The organism is Sphingopyxis sp. NJF-3, assembly GCF_053514865.1.
In genome coordinates, this window is the sequence record NZ_CM130726.1 from 3,936,616 (window position 1) to 3,952,538 (window position 15,923).

At 68.2% G+C, this 15,923-nt stretch carries 16 protein-coding genes and 1 pseudogene; 9 read left to right on the forward strand and 8 right to left on the reverse strand.

The window, feature by feature from the left end; translation table 11 throughout:
- Nucleotides 1-58: 58 nt before the first annotated feature.
- The 7 genes from ACOTSS_RS18975 to ACOTSS_RS19005 all read left to right on the forward strand — a co-directional run bounded on the left by ACOTSS_RS18975 (nt 59) and on the right by ACOTSS_RS19005 (nt 8,190).
- Nucleotides 59-517, forward strand: a complete 459-nt coding sequence (locus ACOTSS_RS18975; RefSeq protein ID WP_448689507.1) for a Dps family protein — start codon at nt 59-61, stop codon at nt 515-517.
- Between the two features lie 80 nt (nt 518-597).
- Nucleotides 598-1,851: a D-arabinono-1,4-lactone oxidase gene (locus ACOTSS_RS18980; RefSeq protein WP_448689508.1), complete on the forward strand. Its 1,254-nt coding sequence runs from the start codon at nt 598-600 to the stop codon at nt 1,849-1,851.
- Nucleotides 1,848-2,993 carry a DSD1 family PLP-dependent enzyme gene (locus tag ACOTSS_RS18985; RefSeq protein ID WP_448689509.1) on the forward strand — a complete coding sequence of 382 codons (1,146 nt, stop codon included), beginning with the start codon at nt 1,848-1,850 and terminating at the stop codon, nt 2,991-2,993. Before ACOTSS_RS18980 ends, ACOTSS_RS18985 begins: the two co-directional genes overlap by 4 nt.
- Nucleotides 2,990-3,622 (forward strand): TetR/AcrR family transcriptional regulator, encoded by a 633-nt coding sequence (locus ACOTSS_RS18990; RefSeq protein ID WP_448689510.1) that lies wholly within the window; start codon nt 2,990-2,992, stop codon nt 3,620-3,622. Before ACOTSS_RS18985 ends, ACOTSS_RS18990 begins: the two co-directional genes overlap by 4 nt.
- Before the next feature lie 137 nt (nt 3,623-3,759).
- A complete protein-coding gene (locus tag ACOTSS_RS18995; RefSeq protein ID WP_448689511.1) occupies nt 3,760-6,276 on the forward strand; it encodes a penicillin-binding protein 1A in 2,517 nt (838 codons plus the stop codon).
- Nucleotides 6,277-6,337: 61 nt separating this feature from the next.
- Nucleotides 6,338-7,465 (forward strand): peptide chain release factor 2, encoded by a 1,128-nt coding sequence (gene prfB, locus ACOTSS_RS19000; protein ID WP_448689512.1) that lies wholly within the window; start codon nt 6,338-6,340, stop codon nt 7,463-7,465.
- Nucleotides 7,465-8,190 (forward strand): class I SAM-dependent methyltransferase, encoded by a 726-nt coding sequence (locus ACOTSS_RS19005; RefSeq protein ID WP_448689513.1) that lies wholly within the window; start codon nt 7,465-7,467, stop codon nt 8,188-8,190. The genes prfB and ACOTSS_RS19005 overlap by 1 nt, the downstream gene beginning before the upstream one ends.
- Here the strand turns inward: ACOTSS_RS19005 and ACOTSS_RS19010 are convergent.
- From ACOTSS_RS19010 to ACOTSS_RS19045, 8 genes and pseudogenes are all read right to left on the reverse strand, one after another.
- The gene (locus ACOTSS_RS19010) at nt 8,187-8,552 is read right to left on the reverse strand and encodes a DsrE family protein (protein ID WP_448689514.1); all 366 of its coding nucleotides are present in this window, start codon (nt 8,550-8,552) and stop codon (nt 8,187-8,189) included. The genes ACOTSS_RS19005 and ACOTSS_RS19010 overlap by 4 nt on opposite strands.
- On the reverse strand, nt 8,540-9,289 hold the full coding sequence (locus ACOTSS_RS19015; RefSeq protein ID WP_448689515.1) for a HesA/MoeB/ThiF family protein: 750 nt from the start codon (nt 9,287-9,289) through the stop codon (nt 8,540-8,542). The genes ACOTSS_RS19010 and ACOTSS_RS19015 overlap by 13 nt, the downstream gene beginning before the upstream one ends.
- 87 nt (nt 9,290-9,376) lie before the next feature.
- Nucleotides 9,377-9,838, reverse strand: a pseudogene (dut, locus tag ACOTSS_RS19020) (dUTP diphosphatase); the annotation flags it as partial.
- Nucleotides 9,801-11,066 (reverse strand): bifunctional phosphopantothenoylcysteine decarboxylase/phosphopantothenate--cysteine ligase CoaBC, encoded by a 1,266-nt coding sequence (coaBC, locus tag ACOTSS_RS19025; RefSeq protein ID WP_448689516.1) that lies wholly within the window; start codon nt 11,064-11,066, stop codon nt 9,801-9,803. The gene coaBC and the pseudogene dut, both read right to left, overlap by 38 nt.
- A gap of 2 nt (nt 11,067-11,068) precedes the next feature.
- Nucleotides 11,069-11,365 carry a CcdB family protein gene (locus tag ACOTSS_RS19030; RefSeq protein ID WP_448689517.1) on the reverse strand — a complete coding sequence of 99 codons (297 nt, stop codon included), beginning with the start codon at nt 11,363-11,365 and terminating at the stop codon, nt 11,069-11,071.
- The gene (locus ACOTSS_RS19035) at nt 11,365-11,610 is read right to left on the reverse strand and encodes a type II toxin-antitoxin system CcdA family antitoxin (RefSeq protein WP_448689518.1); all 246 of its coding nucleotides are present in this window, start codon (nt 11,608-11,610) and stop codon (nt 11,365-11,367) included. Before ACOTSS_RS19035 ends, ACOTSS_RS19030 begins: the two co-directional genes overlap by 1 nt.
- A gap of 44 nt (nt 11,611-11,654) precedes the next feature.
- On the reverse strand, nt 11,655-13,199 hold the full coding sequence (gene ubiB, locus ACOTSS_RS19040; protein WP_448689519.1) for a 2-polyprenylphenol 6-hydroxylase: 1,545 nt from the start codon (nt 13,197-13,199) through the stop codon (nt 11,655-11,657).
- A 153-nt stretch (nt 13,200-13,352) separates the two neighbouring features.
- On the reverse strand, nt 13,353-14,090 hold the full coding sequence (locus ACOTSS_RS19045; protein WP_448689520.1) for a class I SAM-dependent methyltransferase: 738 nt from the start codon (nt 14,088-14,090) through the stop codon (nt 13,353-13,355).
- A gap of 93 nt (nt 14,091-14,183) precedes the next feature.
- Between ACOTSS_RS19045 and mutM the strand changes: the two genes are divergently transcribed.
- Nucleotides 14,184-14,996, forward strand: a complete 813-nt coding sequence (gene mutM, locus ACOTSS_RS19050) for a bifunctional DNA-formamidopyrimidine glycosylase/DNA-(apurinic or apyrimidinic site) lyase (RefSeq protein ID WP_448689521.1) — start codon at nt 14,184-14,186, stop codon at nt 14,994-14,996.
- A 178-nt stretch (nt 14,997-15,174) separates the two neighbouring features.
- On the forward strand, nt 15,175-15,438 hold the full coding sequence (rpsT, locus tag ACOTSS_RS19055) for a 30S ribosomal protein S20 (RefSeq protein ID WP_448689522.1): 264 nt from the start codon (nt 15,175-15,177) through the stop codon (nt 15,436-15,438).
- The last annotated feature ends 485 nt before the right edge of the window (nt 15,439-15,923 follow it).

Sequence of the window (15,923 nt, forward strand, 5' to 3'; positions counted from 1 at the left end):
CATGGGCGTTGGGCAAGGGGAGGGCCTATATCGAGAGCAACGAAAGGAGCTTCCCCTCATGCCCGAAAAGAAGAACCAGCCCGCCGTCGCCGATGCGCTCAACGCGCTGCTCGCCGACAGCTTCGCGCTCTATCTCAAGACCAAGAATTACCACTGGCACGTCGAAGGCCCGCGCTTCCGCGAGCTGCACCTGCTGTTCGACGAACAGGCGGCGCAGATCCTGGCGACGACCGACCTGATCGCCGAGCGCGTGCGCAAGAACGGCGCGCCGACGTTGCGCTCGATCGGCGAGATCGGCCGCCGCCAATCGATCAAGGATGATGACAAGGCCGGCGTCGATGCCGACACGATGATCGCCCGGCTCGCCGCCGACAACGAGGCGCTGCTCGCGCAGATCCGCGAAACCAAGGCGGCCGCGGAGGCCGATGGCGACATCGCGACGAGCGGCCTCGTCGACGGCTGGGCCGACGAGGCGCAGCAGCGGATATGGTTCCTGAAGGCGACGCTGGGTGGTTGAGCTGGCTTCCCTTTAAATATAGTCTTGACTAACTTTCTTCTCCCTCGCAACGTCCGGCCTCCGGCAGCGGAGGGAAGAGCATGGGCTGGAGCAACTGGTCGGGAAGCGTGACCGCCGCCGCCGCGGTCGTGCGGCCGCGCGACGACGGCGAGCTGGCCGCGCTGGTCCGCGCCGCGCACAAGGTCCGGGCCGTCGGCGCGGGTCACAGCTTCATGCCGCTGTGCGAAACGGACGAGCTGATCGTCGCGCTCGACGCGATGGCGGGCGAGATGGTGATCGCCGCCGACCGCCGGACCGCGCGCATCCCCGCGGGCTGGTCGATCAGGCGGCTCACCGCGGCGCTCTGGGCCGAGGGGCTGGCGCTCGCCAACCAGGGCGACGTCGATCCGCAATCGCTCGCCGGGGCGATGGCGACGGGCACCCACGGGACCGGCGCCGATCTCGGCAGCCTTGCGACCTTCGCGCGCGGTTTCCGGCTCGTCGGGGCCGATGGCGAGGCGCGCTGGTGCGACGCCGCGACCAACCCCGACCTGTACCAGGCGCAGCGCCTGTCGCTCGGCCTGTTCGGCATCGCGACCGAGATCGAGGCCGCGGTGGTGCCCGCCTTCCACCTCGCAGAACGGATCGAGAAACGGCGCTGGGCCGAAGTGCGCGAAAGCTACGACGAGCTCGCGGCGCAGCACCGCCACGTCGAGTTCTGGTTCTTCCCCCACGCCGACACGGTGATCCTGAAGACGCTGACGCCCTGCGATCCCTGCGATACCCCGACATCGACCACCGACATGGAGGAAACCGCGTTCCGCCGCGTCCTCGATATCGCCGCCAGGCTTCCCATTCTGACCCCCTTCCTCCAGCGCGCGATGATGCGGACGCGCTTCGACGGCGGGCGCCGCGGCCCCGCGCATGCGATCTTCCCCTCGGACCGCACGATCCGCTTCGAGGAAATGGAATATGAGCTGCCGCGCGCCGCCGGACTGGCCGCGCTCGACGAGGTCGTCGGCCGGATCCGCAGGAAGCGGCTTCCGGTCACCTTTCCCTTTGAATATCGCACCGTCGCGGCGGACGATATCTGGATGAGCCCGATGAACGCGGGGCCGGTCGCCGCCATCTCGATGCACCAATATGCGAAGATGCCGTGGGCCGGCCATTTCGCGGACGCCGAAGCGATCTTTCGCGCCCACGGCGGGCGGCCACACTGGGCGAAGCGCCACAGGCTGACCCGCGCCGACGTCGATGCGCTCTATCCTATGGCCGAGCGCTACCGCGCGGTGCGCCGCGCCGCCGACCCGGCGGGCAAATTCCTCAATCCCCATCTGGAGGCGCTGTTTTCATGACCGACGATTTGACCCTGCACGCGCACCTGATCGGCCGCCAGGGCTCGCGCGCCGACCTCAACACGCCGGTGCTCGTCCTCGACGTCGAGGCGCTCGACCGCAATATCGCCGCGATGGCGGCGCTCGCCGCGGCGAGGGGGATCGGCCTCCGCCCCCACGCCAAGACGCACAAGAGCGTCGACATCGCGAAGCGCCAGCTCGCCGCGGGCGCGCTCGGCGTCTGCTGCGCGAAGATCGGCGAGGCCGAGGTACTGGCGGCGGGCGGCGTATCGGGCATCCTGATCACCTCGCCGGTCGCCGCGCCACGCGCGATCGAACGCCTCGTCGCGCTCGCGGCGCGCGGCGGGGGGCTGATGGCGGTGGTCGATCATCCGGCGATCGCCGAACGCATCGCCGCCGCGCTCGCCAAGACCGGCGCTGCGCTCGACGTCGTCATCGACATCGACCCCGGCATCGCGCGCACCGGCGTCGCCTCGGCGGAAAAGGCGGTCGAACTCGCGCGGACAATCGCCGGGCTGCCGGCGCTCCGCTACCGCGGCGTCCAGTTCTATTGCGGCTCGCAGCAGCATATAGAGGATTATGCCGAACGCCGCGCCGCGATCGTCGAGCGCACCGATTATCTGGCATCGGTGATCGCCGCGCTGACCGACGCGGGCTTCGCGCCCGGCATCGTCACCGGATCGGGCACCGGCACCCACCGCATCGACCTCGACCTCGGCGTCTTCACCGAACTGCAGGCGGGCTCCTATGTCTTCATGGACAAGCAGTACAACGACTGCGACCTCATCGGCGACGGCACCCGGCCGTTCGAGACCGCGCTTGGCGTCGATGCGCGCGTGGTGAGCGCGAATCATTCGGGGCTGGTCACCATCGACGCGGGCTTCAAGTCGCTGTCGACCGACGGCGGCGTCGCGGTCGTGCGGCGCGGCGCGCCCGAAGCCGCCTTATTCGCCTTCATGGGCGACGAGCATGCGGCGCTGATTGCGCCCGATATCGGCACCCTGCTGGCGCCGGGCGACCCGGTGACGCTCACCGTTCCGCACTGCGACCCGACGGTCAATCTCTACGACCATTATCATGTCGTCGCGGGCGATACGCTGGTCGAGATCTGGCCGGTAAGCGCGCGTGGCCGCGCGCGGTGAAGCCGCCGCCGAAGCAGGCGCGCGCCGCGGCGACGCGCGAGCGGCTGCTCGACGTCGCGGGCGAATTGCTCGCCGAGGTCGGGATCGAGCGCATTTCGACGAACCTCATCGCGGCGCGCGCGGGGGTCAGCCCGCCCGCGCTCTATCGCTATTTCGCGGACAAATATGCGGTGCTCGAAGCGCTCGGGCGGCGGCTGATGGCGCGCCAGAACGCGGTGCTCGACGCCTGGGTGCTGCGCCATGCGGCGGGCGGGATCGCGGCGATGGCGGGGCATATCGGCGCGCTGCTCGCCGACACCGCCGCGGTGACCCGCGCCGAGCCCGGCGCGGTGTGGATATTGCGCGCTCTTCACGCGACCCCGGCGCTCGCGCATGTCCGCCTCGAATCGCACCGCAGCGTCACCGATCGTCTCACCGATGCCTGCGCGCCCTTTCTGCCCGGCGTCGCGCCCGACCGGCTGTGGCGCCGGCTGCGCCTCGCGGTCGAGATCGGCTTCGCCGCCGACGAGATGCTCTACGAGGAAACGCGCATTGCCCCCGACGCCGCGCTCGCCGACGTCGCGGCGATGCTCAAAGGGGCGTTGCTGGATCTCGCGACATTCCCCTCCCGCTCGCGGGAGGGGCAGTGACCCTAGCCGCAGCGGGGTAGGCACACCGCACCGTCGCTGCCCACCCCCGACCCCTCCCGCAAGCGGGAGGGGGGTAAACCCGCTCTGCCGCAACCATGCTTCCCTTTCGGCCATGCAGGCTTTAGAGGCGGAACCCTATGGTCGCCGACACCTCTTCCCATTTCCGCTACCGTCTGCGCCGCGACAGCAACGCCGCGATGGCCTGGCTGCGCGACATGTGGACGCGCCGCTGGTTCCGCTGGCTCGGCTGGCTGGCGCTCGCGGGGCTGCTCGCGATCATCCTGATCTGGGTCATTTTCGCGCGCAACCTGCCCTCGGTCGACCAGCTTCGCGACTATGAGCCGCCGCTGCCGACGATGGTGCGCGACGGCGAGGGCAAGCCGGTGCACAGCTATGCGCGCGAGCGCCGCGTCCAGCTCGAATATAGCGAATATCCCCAGCTGCTCGTCCGCGCCTTTCTCGCTGCCGAGGATCGCACCTTCTTCGAGCATGGCGGGATCGACTATCCGGGCATCGCGACCGCGATCCTGACCAATCTCAAGAACGACGGCCGCCCGATCGGCGCCTCGACGATCACCCAGCAGGTGGCGAAGAATCTGCTCCTGACCAATGAGGTCAGCTACACCCGCAAGATTCGCGAGGCGATCCTCGCCAAGCGCATCGAGGCGGCGCTGACCAAGGAGCAGATCCTCGAACTCTATTTGAACGAAATTCCGCTCGGGCGGCGCAGCTTCGGCGTCCAGGCGGCGAGCCGCGCCTATTTCGACAAGGACGTCGACCAGCTCGCGCTGCACGAAATGGCTTTCCTGGCGATCCTGCCCAAGGCGCCCGAAACCTATGGCCGCGCGCGCAACGCCGAAAAGGCGCTGGCGCGGCGCAACTTCGTGCTCGGCGAAATGGCGCGCAACGGCTGGATCACCACCGCGCAGCGCGACGCCGCGCAGGCGATGCCGCTCGGCCTGACCGAGACCGGCAACCGTGCGGTCGCGCAGGTCGGCGGCTATTATATGGAAGAGGTGCGGCGCCAGCTGATCGACCAGTTCGGCGAAACCGCCGAGGACGGGCCGCACAGCGTCTATGCCGGCGGCCTGTGGGTGCGCACCGCCTATGACGACAAGATGCAGCAGGCGACGGCGAAGGCGCTGCGTGCCGGGCTGATTCGCTACGATGCGGGCAAGGGCTGGTCGGGACCGATCGCGACGATCGAGCCCGACGACAAATGGCAGAGCCGGCTCGCCTCGAGCTTCATCGGCATCAGCTACGACAATTGGCGCGTCGCCGCGGTGCTTTCCAAGACGGGCGGCGAGGCGCGCATCGGCTTTTCGGACGGAACGACCGGGCGGCTGCCCGCGAGCGCCGCGCAGATGGGCTATCGCAAGCGCGGGACGAGCGCCTTCGTCGCGATGAAGCCCGGCGACCTGATCGCGGTCAAGGCGACCTCGCCCGGCGTGTATGCGCTGCGCAACATTCCCGAAGTATCGGGCGGCATGGTCGTCGAAAGCCCGCATTCGGGGCGCGTCTATGCGATGCAGGGCGGCTTCGACGTCCGCCTCTCATCGTTCAACCGCGCGACCCAGGCCGAACGCCAGCCGGGATCGACGATCAAGCCCTTCGTCTATGCGACCGCGCTCGACAACGGCATGACCCCCGCGACGATGATCGTCGACGGACCCTTCTGCGTCTATCAGGGCGCGAACCTCGGCAACAAATGCTTCCGCAACTATGGCGGCGCGGGCGGGTCGGGCCAGCACACGATGCGCTGGGGCCTCGAACAGTCGCGCAACCTGATGACCGTCCGCACCGCGAGCCAGGTCGGGATGGAACCGATCGTCGAGACGATCAAGACGATGGGGATCGGCACTCACGAACCCTATCTGTCGACCGCGCTCGGCGCCGGCACGACGACGGTCGAAAAGCTGGTCAACGCTTATGCGATGCTTGCCAATCACGGCCGCGCGCTGAAGCCGCGTCTGATCGACTATGTCCAGGACCGCCGCGGCAAGGTCATCTTCCCGCGCGACTGGCGCCCGTGCGAGGGTTGCAACCAGAAGGACTGGGACGGCCGGCCGATGCCGCGCTTCGCGCCCTCGGGCAAGCAGCTGATGGACCCGATGACCGCCTATCAGGTCGTCCACATGCTCGAAGGCGTCGTCCAGCGCGGCACCGCGCAGCGGCTGCGCGACCTCGGCGTGCCGCTGTTCGGCAAGACCGGGACGACGACGGGGCCGAAGGACGTCTGGTTCATGGGCGGCACCCCCGACGTCGTCGCGGGCCTCTATCTCGGCTTCGACCAGCCGCGCAACATGGGCGGCTATGCGCAGGGCGGCAGCCTCGCGGCGCCGGTGTTCAAGCAATTTTTCCTCGATGCGCTCGCCGATCGCCAGCCGGTGCCCTTCACCGCGCCGAAGGGCATCCGCATGGTCCGCATTGACCGCCAGTCGGGCCGCCGCGTCTATGGCAGCTGGCCGGGCAGCGACCCCAAGGCGGCGATCATCTGGGAAGCGTTCAAGCCCGAAAGCGAACCCCGCCGGACGATCCGCGAGGAAGAGATCAAGCCGTCGAAACCCGCCCCGCGGCAGGACGCGCCGGTCGAACAGAGCGGCGGGCGCCGCAGCGACAGCGACTTCCTCGACGATCGCGGCGGCATCATCTGACGGCTTGCCACGGGCGCCCGAGCCTCTATGGCCGGTGCCCACCGAATTCAGGAGCAAGGACATGCGCGCCGAAGCGCAGGATCATATCGACACGATCAACGCCGCGCTGGCGCTGCTGCGCCGTTTCCTCGACTGGGACCGCGCGGTGCGCCGGCTCGACGAGCTCAACGCGAAGGTCGAGGACCCGACGCTGTGGGACAGCCCCAAGGCGGCGCAGGAGGTCATGCGCGAACGCCGCCGCCTCGACGAGGCGATCACCGCGACGCGCGCGATCGAGACGGAACGCGACGACACGGTCGAGCTGATCGAGCTCGCCGAGATGGAGGGCGATGAGGCGCTGGTCGACGATGCCGTCGCCAGCCTCGCGGCGCTCGCGCAGCGCGCCGAAGAGGACAAGGTCAAGGCGCTGCTTGCGGGCGAGGCCGACGCCAACGACGCCTATATCGAAATCCACGCCGGCGCGGGCGGCACCGAAAGCCAGGACTGGGCCGAGATGCTGCAGCGCATGTATATGCGCTGGGCCGAAAAGCGCGGGATGAAGGTCGAACTCGTCGAATATCAGGCGGGCGAGCAGGCGGGCATCAAGTCGGCGACGATGCTGGTGAAGGGCGAAAGCGCCTATGGCTATGCCAAGACCGAAAGCGGCGTCCATCGCCTCGTCCGCATCTCGCCCTACGACAGCTCGGCGCGCCGCCACACCAGCTTCTCGTCGGTCTGGGTCTATCCGGTGATCGACGACGATATCCAGATCGACATCAACGAGGGCGACCTCAAGATCGATACCTATCGCGCGTCGGGTGCCGGCGGCCAGCACGTCAACACCACCGATTCGGCGGTGCGCATCACGCACATCCCGACCGGCATCGTCGTCGCCAGCCAGAACGACCGTTCGCAGCACAAGAACCGCGCGACCGCGATGGGGATGCTGAAGGCGCGGATGTACGAGGCCGAGCTCCAGAAGCGCGAGGCCGAAGCCTCGGGCGAATATCAGGCGAAGACCGAGATTGGCTGGGGCCATCAGATCCGTTCCTATGTCCTCCAGCCCTATCAGCTGGTGAAGGATCTGCGCACCGGGGTCACCTCGACCGCGCCCGGCGACGTCCTCGACGGCGCGCTCGATCCCTTCATGGCGGCGGCGCTGTCGCAGAAAGTGACCGGCGAAAAGGTCGAGGTGGAGGATATCGACTGATGAGGCGCCGCGCGGCCCTGTTCGCCGCACTGGCGCTGCTTCCGCTGCTCGGCGGTTGCGATGCTCCGTGGAAGGATAATGACGACCGCGTCGAGACCGCGCGCGACTTCCCGCCCGCCGACCGCCCCGTCGCCCCGATCACCTCGACCAAATGGTCGACCGAAGAGGCGCGCGACCGCGTCAACGAGGCCGACGACGTCATGGACTCGGCCGATGTCCGCCCCGGCATGACCGTCGCCGACATCGGCGCGGGCGACGGCTATTACACCGTCCGCCTCGCGGGCCGCGTCGGGGCGGGGGGGCGTGTGCTCGCGCAGGACATATTGCCCGAGGTGATCGAGCGGCTCGCCGATCGCGTCGCGCGCGAACGGCTCGACAATGTCTCGCTGAAACTCGGTGCGGTCGACGATCCGCGGCTGCCGGAGAACAGCTTCGACCGCGTCTTCATGGTCCATATGTATCACGAGATCGGCGAGCCCTACGCTTTCCTCTGGCGGCTGCGCCCCGCGCTGCGCCAAGGCGGGCAGGTGATCGTCGTCGACGGCGACCGCCCGATCGCGCAGCACGGCACGCCCTTCCGCCTGCTCGTCTGCGAGTTCCAGGCGGTGGGCTATAAATTGCTGTCCTATGACGACAAGCAGACCGCGGGCGGCTATCTCGCGCGCTTCGTGCCGAGCGGCAAACGCCCCGATCCCGCTGCGATCAGCGTCTGCAAGAATCCCTAATAGACGATCAGCCGATCACTTTCCCCGACTTCCGCCAGAAAGCCGACCAACCCCCCGGCGCGCACCTGCGGTCCCGTCTCTTCGGCGGTCATGCCGGCGAGCGCCATGCCCGACTGGCAGGCGATGATCGCGACGTCCATCGCCGCCGCTTCGGCGATCATCTGGGCGAGGTCGGGCTGCCCCGCCGCGACGCGCGCAGCGTCGCCGGCGAAGCCGACCGGCGCGCGCAGCAAGGCGACCGCCTCGCCCTGAAGGAAGAGCCGCGCCGGCTGCCCGAGCGCCGCCGAGGCCATCGCGGTTTCGAGCGCCGCGTAAAGACGCGACCCGTCCGCGCTCGCGACGATCAGGCTCAGCCCCGGCATATCGGGCACTCCGGGTCCGCGGGCACGCCGATTTCGCGCCAGCGCCGCTCGAGCATGTCGATGATCGCGAGCCGGCCGACGAGCGACCGCCCCCAGCCGCTGAGCGCGCGCACCGCCTCCAGCGCGGCCGTGGTGCCGATCATCCCCGGGAGCGCCCCCATCACACCGGTCTCGGCGCAGTTGATCCCTTCGCGGTTCGGGTCGTCGCCGACCAGGCAGGCGTAGCAGGGGCTGCCCGCGCGCCATCCCTCGTAAAGCGCGACCTGCCCCTCGAACGCCCCGATCGCGGCCGAGAGCAGCGGGATTTCGAGCGCGACCGCGGCGCGATTCGCGGCGAGCCGGGTTGCGAAATTGTCGCAGCCATCGAGGATCAGGTCCGCGCCCGCCAACAGCGTTTCGGCATTGGTTTCGTCCAATCGTTCGACCAGAGGAACCGCCTCGACATGCGGGTTGATCCGCCGCGCCGCCTTCGCCGCGACCTCGGCCTTCGACGCGCCGATATCGTCATCGGCGAACAGCGGCTGGCGGTGGAGGTTCGACAGTTCGACAAGGTCATCGTCGATGATCGTCAACCGACCCATCCCCGCTGCCGCCAGATAGGCGATCGACGGGCAGCCGATCCCGCCCGCGCCGATCACCGCGACATGCGCGGCCTTCAGCCTCGCCTGCCCCGCACCGCCGAACTGCGGCAGGATGATCTGGCGCGCATAGCGGTCGAGCTCGGCGTCCGACAGCAAGGCTCAGGGCCGCCGCATCTTCATCGCCGCCAGCGATCCGACGCCTTCGGGGGCGGCATCCTCGGTCTCCACCGCCGCGCTCGCGATGCCGGTCGATCCGAAGCCGCCCGCGCCGCGCGCGGTGTCGTCGAGCACCGCGACCTCGGTGAAGGCCGCGCGCTGCACCGGTGCGGGAACGAGCTGCGCGATGCGGTCGCCGCGCCGGATCTCGAAATTATCGTCCGACAGATTGGCGAGGATCACCTTCACTTCGCCGCGATAGTCGCTGTCGATCGTTCCCGGCGTGTTGAGGCAGGTGATGCCATGTTTGAGGGCAAGGCCCGAACGCGGGCGCACCTGCACCTCATACCCCGGCGGGATCGCCATCGCGAAGCCGGTCGCGACCGCGTGTCGCGTGCCGGGGCGCAGCGTCAGCGTCTCGGCCGCGACGACGTCCATCCCCGCCGCGCCGTCCGATGCATAGGCGGGCAGCGGCAGGCCGCCGCCGTTGGGCAGGCGCTGGAGCTGGATCTCAATCGGAATCAGGGGGTGAACGGAGGTCGAGCTCATCGGCGATCTTTTCCATCAATTTGCGGGCGACCGCCTGTTTGGGCAGCCGGTCCCAACTGTCCACCCCGTCCTGGCTGACGATGTGGACGCGGTTGGTTTCGCCGCCCATCGGGTCGGCGGAGACATCGTTGGCGACGATCCAGTCGCAGCCCTTCCGCGCGAGCTTCGCGCGCGCATGGTCGATCACGTCGTTGGTCTCGGCGGCGAAGCCGATCAGCAGCGGCGGGCGCTCGGCGCTTTTCGCGAGCCCCGCGAGGATATCGGGATTCTCGGTGAGCGCGAGCGGCGGGACCGCGCCGCTGCCGTCCTTCTTGATCTTCTGTGCCTGCGTGTCCGCCGCGCGCCAGTCGGCGACTGCGGCGACCATGATCGCCGCATCGACGGGCAGCCCGGCCTGCACCTCCGTGGCCATCTCGACCGCGGTCTCGACATCGACGCGGACCACGCCGGGCGGGGTGGGCAGCGGCACCGGCCCCGCGACCAGCAGCACCTCGGCGCCGGCTTCGGCGGCGGCGGCGGCGATCGCGAAGCCCTGCTTTCCGCTCGACCGGTTGGCGATATAGCGCACCGGGTCGATCGGCTCGTGCGTCGGGCCCGCGGTGACCAGAATGCGGCGGCCGTAAAGCGGGCGATGGTTCGCGGGCGCGAAATCGGGCTGGCCGCTAAAGTTCCCCTCCGGCAGGCGGGGAGAAGAAAGCGCCTCGTCGATCGCCCGCTTGATCGCCTCGGGCTCGGGAAGACGGCCCGGGCCATATTCGCCGCACGCCATCTCGCCCTCGTCGGGCTCCATCACCGTCACCCCGTCGCCGCGCAGCGCCCTGACATTGCGCCGCGTCGCGGCATGCAGCCACATCCGCACGTTCATCGCGGGCGCCGCGAGCACCGGCTTGTCGGTCGCGAGCAGCAGCGTCGTCGCCAGATCGTCGGCGATGCCCCCCGCCATCTTCGCGAGCAGGTCGGCGGTCGCGGGCGCGACAACGACCAGGTCGGCCTCGCGGGAGAGCTGGATGTGCCCCATCTCGACCTCGTCCTTGAGGTCGAAGAGGCTGGTGTAGACCTTGTTCTCCGAAAGCGCCGCGAGCGTCAGCGGGGTCACGAACTGCTCCCCCGCGCGCGTCAGCACGCAGCGCACGGTCATGCCGGCCTTGCGGAGCAGCCGGACGAGTTCGACGCTCTTGTAGGCCGCGATGCCGCCGCCGATGATGAGCAGGATGCGTTTCGCCGCCATCGTCAAACCCCCGTCAGCAGCATGTCGACTGCGTTCAATATGTCATAGCGCCGCTCGGCCAGCGACGCGACGCGGGTGCCCAATTCCCGCATGTCGACCGCCGACGCCAATTGCGTCGCCATGATGCGGGGCTCGCCTTCGATCTCGAAAAGCGGATGCAGGCGCGACAATTTCTGTGCGGTTTGCGCCGGGACCAACGGCACGACGAGACGTGTATCGAAATGGCCGAGCAGGTCGCTCTGGCAATCGAGCAACAATTCGTTCCCGTCGCGGCTTTTGTAAACGTCGAACTGCGGCATCAAAACAGCCGGTATTTGGCAAGCGGCAGTCCATGCTTGCGCGTGTAGTCGTTCCAGCTTTCGATCGCGGCGCGATTCTCTTCTTGCCAAGCTGTTTCGCGTGCCTTCTTGACCTCGGCGGCGAGCCCGGTCTGGCACGCTTCGCTGACGTTGATGCCGAGCTTCTTGGCCTCTTCGACCAGTTCGGCGCTCAACGACACATTGGTCGCCTTCTTGGGGCCTTCGAATCGCGCCGGACGGTTCATCGCCATTCTCCTTGCGCATAAGATATGCGCATTTCGGCCGCGCTTCAACCCAGCCAGTGCAGCAGCCCCGCGCCTGCCGCGGCGCCCACCAGCACGGTCAGCGCATAGCGCCACCAGACGCGCTTCTCGCCCGGTTCCCACATCAGCGGAATGTCGGGCAGTGGCGGTGCAGGGGGCGCAGCGCCTTTCCTGGGCAATTGCTCGTCGAGGCGGCGGATGATGTCGGGGATCAGCGCCAGCGTCTTCCCCTGCTGGCGGATACCGTCGGCGAGCGCGGCCTCGGGACCGAGCTCGTCGCGGATCCATGCGCTGACGAAGGGGCCGGAGACGTCCCACATGTTGATCTTCGGGTCGAGCATCGTCGCGACCCCTTCGACCATCACCATCGTCTTCTGGAGCAGCAGCAGGTGCGGCTGGGTCTGCATGTCGAAATCGCGCGTGATCGCGAACAGCCCGTCGAGCATCTGCCCGACGCTGAGCTCGCTCACCGGCTTGCCGCGCATCGGCTCGCCGACCGCGCGCAGCGCCGTCGCGAACTCCTCGACGCTGTGATAGTCGGGGACATATTGCGCCTCGAAATGAATCTCGGCGACGCGGCGGTAATTGCCCGTGGTCAGCCCATAGAGGATCTCGGCGAGCCAGTAGCGCGCCTGCCGGTTGATCCGCCCCATGATCCCGAAATCGACCGCGGCGATCGTCCCGTCGGCCTTCACGAACAAATTGCCCTGGTGCATGTCGGCGTGGAAGAAACCTTCGGCGATCGCCTGGCGCAGGAAGGCGTGGACGAGGTTCGCCGCCAGCGTCTTCATGTCGTGCCCCGCCGCGATCAGCTGGTCGCGGTGGGAGATCTTGATGCCGTCGATCCAGCCCAGCGTCATCACGCGGCTCGCGGTGCGGTCCCAGTCGATCGCGGGCACGTCATAGGTCGGCACGCCGGTCATCGCGTCGGCAAGTTCGGACGCCGATGCGGCTTCGCGCCGGAGGTCGAGTTCGCGCAGCGTCCAGCGGCGGAAATTGGCGATCACCTGCCGCGGACGCAGCCGGCTCGCCTCGCCGCCCAGCGCCTCGAGATGCGCGGCCGCCCATTCATAGGTTTCGATGTCGCGCGCGAACTGCTTGTCGATGCCCGGGCGGCGGACCTTCACCGCGACCTTGCGGCCGTCGACCGTCACCGCGCGGTGAACCTGCGCGATCGAGGCCGATCCCACCGGTTCGGGGTCGAATTCGGCATAGAGGCTTTCGAGCGGCGCTTCGAAGGTCGCCTCGATCTCCTGCCGGATGCGATCGAAGCCGACGGGGGGCAGGGCGTCCTGCAGGCTCAGGAGGTTGCGCGCGGCTTCTTCGCCGACGAGGTCGGGGCGCGTCGCGAGCGTCTGCCCCAGCTTGACCGCGGCGGGACCGATCGCCTGGAAGGCGGCGGCATAGTCGGGCACTTTCGGCTGGATCGTTCCCAGCCGCGCGATCCGGCACAGCCGCTTGACCCCCGGCGGAGTCTGGGGAGCCGTCTCGATCCCGCGCAGCGCGCCGTGGCGTGCGAGAATGCGGCCCCAGCGCAGCAGGCGGACAATATGGGTGACGGGACGGGTCATATCAAAAGCCCCTCCCCTTCAGGGGAGGGGTTGGGGTGGGGGCCCGCGAGGTGACGCAAGGCCGCTCGCCCCCAACCGCTGCGACTAGGCAGCAAGCTGCCAAGCCTCGCTGCCCTCCCCTGAAGGGGAGGGGATTGATTGAGGCCGCATCGCTCACGCCTTCCATCCGCTGTGAATCGCCACCAGTCCGCCCAGGATCGGCTCGACCTTCACCGCGCTGAACCCCGCATCGCGGATCATCTGCGCGAATTGGGGCATCGGCGGGAAGCGGCGGATCGATTCGATCAGATAGCGATAGCTGTCCTCGTCCTGCGCGATCAGCTTGCCGAGCTTGGGCACCAGATGATGCGAATAGGCGTCATAGACCTGGGCGAAGCCCGGCCATTCGTTGGTCGAGAATTCGAGGCAGAAGAAGCGCCCGCCATAGCGCAGCACGCGATGCGCTTCGGCGAGCGCCGCGGGAATGTCGGTGACGTTGCGGATGCCGAAGGCGATCGTATAGGCGTCGAAGAACTGGTCGGGAAAGGACAGCTTTTCGGCATTCTGCTCGGACCAGACGAGGCTGGCAATGCCGCGCTCGGCCGCGCGCTCCATGCCCACGCCCAGCATGTCGGGGTTGATGTCGGCGACGGTGATGCTCGCGCCCGACGGTTCCATGCGAAAGGCGATGTCGCCGGTGCCCCCCGCCATATCGAGGATCGCCTCGCCCGCGCGCGGCTTCACCCGGCGCACGAAGCGGTCCTTCCACAGCCGGTGCATCCCGCCCGACATCGCGTCGTTCATGATGTCATATTTGCGCGCGACGCGGCTGAACACTTCGCCGACCATCGCGGTCTTCTCGGTCGCCGGAACTTGCTCGTAACCGAAGCTGACGGTGTCGGGGGTAGCCATTTATGCGCGCCTTTGCGGGGAGTGCGGAAGTGCGTTCAGGCCTTTAGCCGGGCCTTGCCGCCCGCGCAAATGGCGCGTAGCGCCACAGACCTGATGCCCGAACTCCCCGAAGTCGAAACCACTGTCCGCGGCCTCGCGCCCTTTCTCGAAGGGCAGCGGCTCGTCGCCGTCACCACCTTCCGTTCCGACCTGCGCCGGCCCTTTCCCGCCGATCTCGCGCAGCGGTTGACCGGCGCGACGGTCACGACGCTGTCGCGCCGCGCCAAATATGGCATCGTCTCGACCGACCGCGACGATCATATGATCTTCCACCTCGGCATGTCGGGACGCTGGCGCACCGAAGGGGGCGAAGCCGGAAAGCACGACCATCTGCTGCTCGAAACCGCGGGCGGCCACCGGCTCTTCCTCCACGATCCGCGCCGCTTCGGTTCGGTCGATCTTGTCGCGGGCGATCCGCTGGCGCGCTTTCCCGCCTTCGTGACGCTCGGCCCCGAACCGCTTTCGGACGATTTCGATGCCGCCTGGCTGGCGCGCGCGCTCGGCGGGCGCCGCGCGCCGGTCAAGGCGATGCTGCTCGACCAGACCATCGTCGCGGGGCTCGGTAACATCTATGTCTGCGAGGCGCTCAACATGGCGCGGATCTCGCCGCTGAGACCCGCGGCTGACGTGCCCGGGGCAAAGCTCGCCGCGCTTGTCCCCGCGATCAAGGATGTGCTGACGGCCGCCATCGCCGCGGGCGGCTCGACCCTGCGCGATTTCCTCAGCCCCGAAGGCGACCTCGGCTATTTCGCGAAGGACTGGCGCGTCTACGGCCGCGAAGGCGAGGCTTGCCAATGCGGCGGCGCGATCGCGCGCGTCGTCCAGAGCGGGCGCTCGACCTTCTACTGCCCCCAATGCCAGCGCTGATCGGGGCGAAAAGCATTGACCCGTCCCCGCTTCGTGGCTATGGGCGCACCCTTCGAGCAGGGTCCGGTCATCCGGAACCGGCCGCATCCGGACATTGATTCGCCGCCCGCGCGCGATTCGGCTGCTCCGCTTTCGGCTGTGCTCCGACCGTTGAACCGATTGGATTTTTGAGGAACTTATGGCCAATACGCCGCAGGCAAAGAAGCGCATCCGCCGCAACACGGCGCGCACGATCGTCAACAAGAACCGCGTGTCGCGCATCCGCACGCTGGTGAAGAAGGTCGAAGCCGCCGTCGCCGCCGGCGACAAGGACGCCGCGACCGCGGCGCTCGCCGCCGCCCAGCCCGAAATGGCGCGCGGCGTCGCCAAGGGCGTGCTCCACAAGAACACCGTCGCGCGCAAATATTCGCGCCTGACCAAGAGCGTCAACGCGATCGCCTGATTCGGCTTTCGCCGCGCACCGATTTCAAAGACCCGCCGGTCCACCCGGCGGGTCTTTTTTGTGACTGCCAAAAGTCATTGCTGTTGCAGCGCGGTAAGTGGCGGATTCATCGCGATTCGTTCGAGCGCAGAAATCTGGTCATCTATAAATATCTGAAAAAAAAGATAGAATTGGCCCGTACTCGCATTTCCGAGGGGTAGGGCGAGTCAAGAATTTTATTTCAGATTTTTTACGCGCCCCGACCTTGATCCCGTCTCTCTCTCCTGCCTAGACAGGGGGGTCGTTGGCCTTCGCCGACGGCCGCCACATGGACATGATTCGCACTCCTTCGGGCTGGTCCCGGACGGGACGCTTGCGCTTGCCGCGGGCGGAGGGTCGGCGCGTGGAGCGGCTGCGGGCGCGTTCGGCGGCAGGGGGACCGAAAGGGGCGGCGCAAGGTGATGGAGAGCGGGAGCAGTCATGGCAGCGATGCGGGAGAGAGGGCG

What these genes read in the sequence shown, in the direction of transcription:
- ACOTSS_RS18975 (WP_448689507.1), top strand. Translation starts at nt 59, where the DNA reads ATGCCCGAAAAGAAGAACCAGCCCGCCGTCGCCGATGCGCTCAACGCG.
- ACOTSS_RS18980 (WP_448689508.1), top strand. Translation starts at nt 598, where the DNA reads ATGGGCTGGAGCAACTGGTCGGGAAGCGTGACCGCCGCCGCCGCGGTC.
- ACOTSS_RS18985 (WP_448689509.1), top strand. Translation starts at nt 1,848, where the DNA reads ATGACCGACGATTTGACCCTGCACGCGCACCTGATCGGCCGCCAGGGC.
- ACOTSS_RS18995 (WP_448689511.1), top strand. Translation starts at nt 3,760, where the DNA reads ATGGTCGCCGACACCTCTTCCCATTTCCGCTACCGTCTGCGCCGCGAC.
- prfB (WP_448689512.1), top strand. Translation starts at nt 6,338, where the DNA reads ATGCGCGCCGAAGCGCAGGATCATATCGACACGATCAACGCCGCGCTG.
- ACOTSS_RS19005 (WP_448689513.1), top strand. Translation starts at nt 7,465, where the DNA reads ATGAGGCGCCGCGCGGCCCTGTTCGCCGCACTGGCGCTGCTTCCGCTG.
- ACOTSS_RS19010 (WP_448689514.1), bottom strand. Translation starts at nt 8,552, where the DNA reads ATGCCGGGGCTGAGCCTGATCGTCGCGAGCGCGGACGGGTCGCGTCTT.
- coaBC (WP_448689516.1), bottom strand. Translation starts at nt 11,066, where the DNA reads ATGGCGGCGAAACGCATCCTGCTCATCATCGGCGGCGGCATCGCGGCC.
- ACOTSS_RS19030 (WP_448689517.1), bottom strand. Translation starts at nt 11,365, where the DNA reads ATGCCGCAGTTCGACGTTTACAAAAGCCGCGACGGGAACGAATTGTTG.
- ACOTSS_RS19035 (WP_448689518.1), bottom strand. Translation starts at nt 11,610, where the DNA reads ATGAACCGTCCGGCGCGATTCGAAGGCCCCAAGAAGGCGACCAATGTG.
- ubiB (WP_448689519.1), bottom strand. Translation starts at nt 13,199, where the DNA reads ATGACCCGTCCCGTCACCCATATTGTCCGCCTGCTGCGCTGGGGCCGC.
- ACOTSS_RS19045 (WP_448689520.1), bottom strand. Translation starts at nt 14,090, where the DNA reads ATGGCTACCCCCGACACCGTCAGCTTCGGTTACGAGCAAGTTCCGGCG.
- mutM (WP_448689521.1), top strand. Translation starts at nt 14,184, where the DNA reads ATGCCCGAACTCCCCGAAGTCGAAACCACTGTCCGCGGCCTCGCGCCC.
- rpsT (WP_448689522.1), top strand. Translation starts at nt 15,175, where the DNA reads ATGGCCAATACGCCGCAGGCAAAGAAGCGCATCCGCCGCAACACGGCG.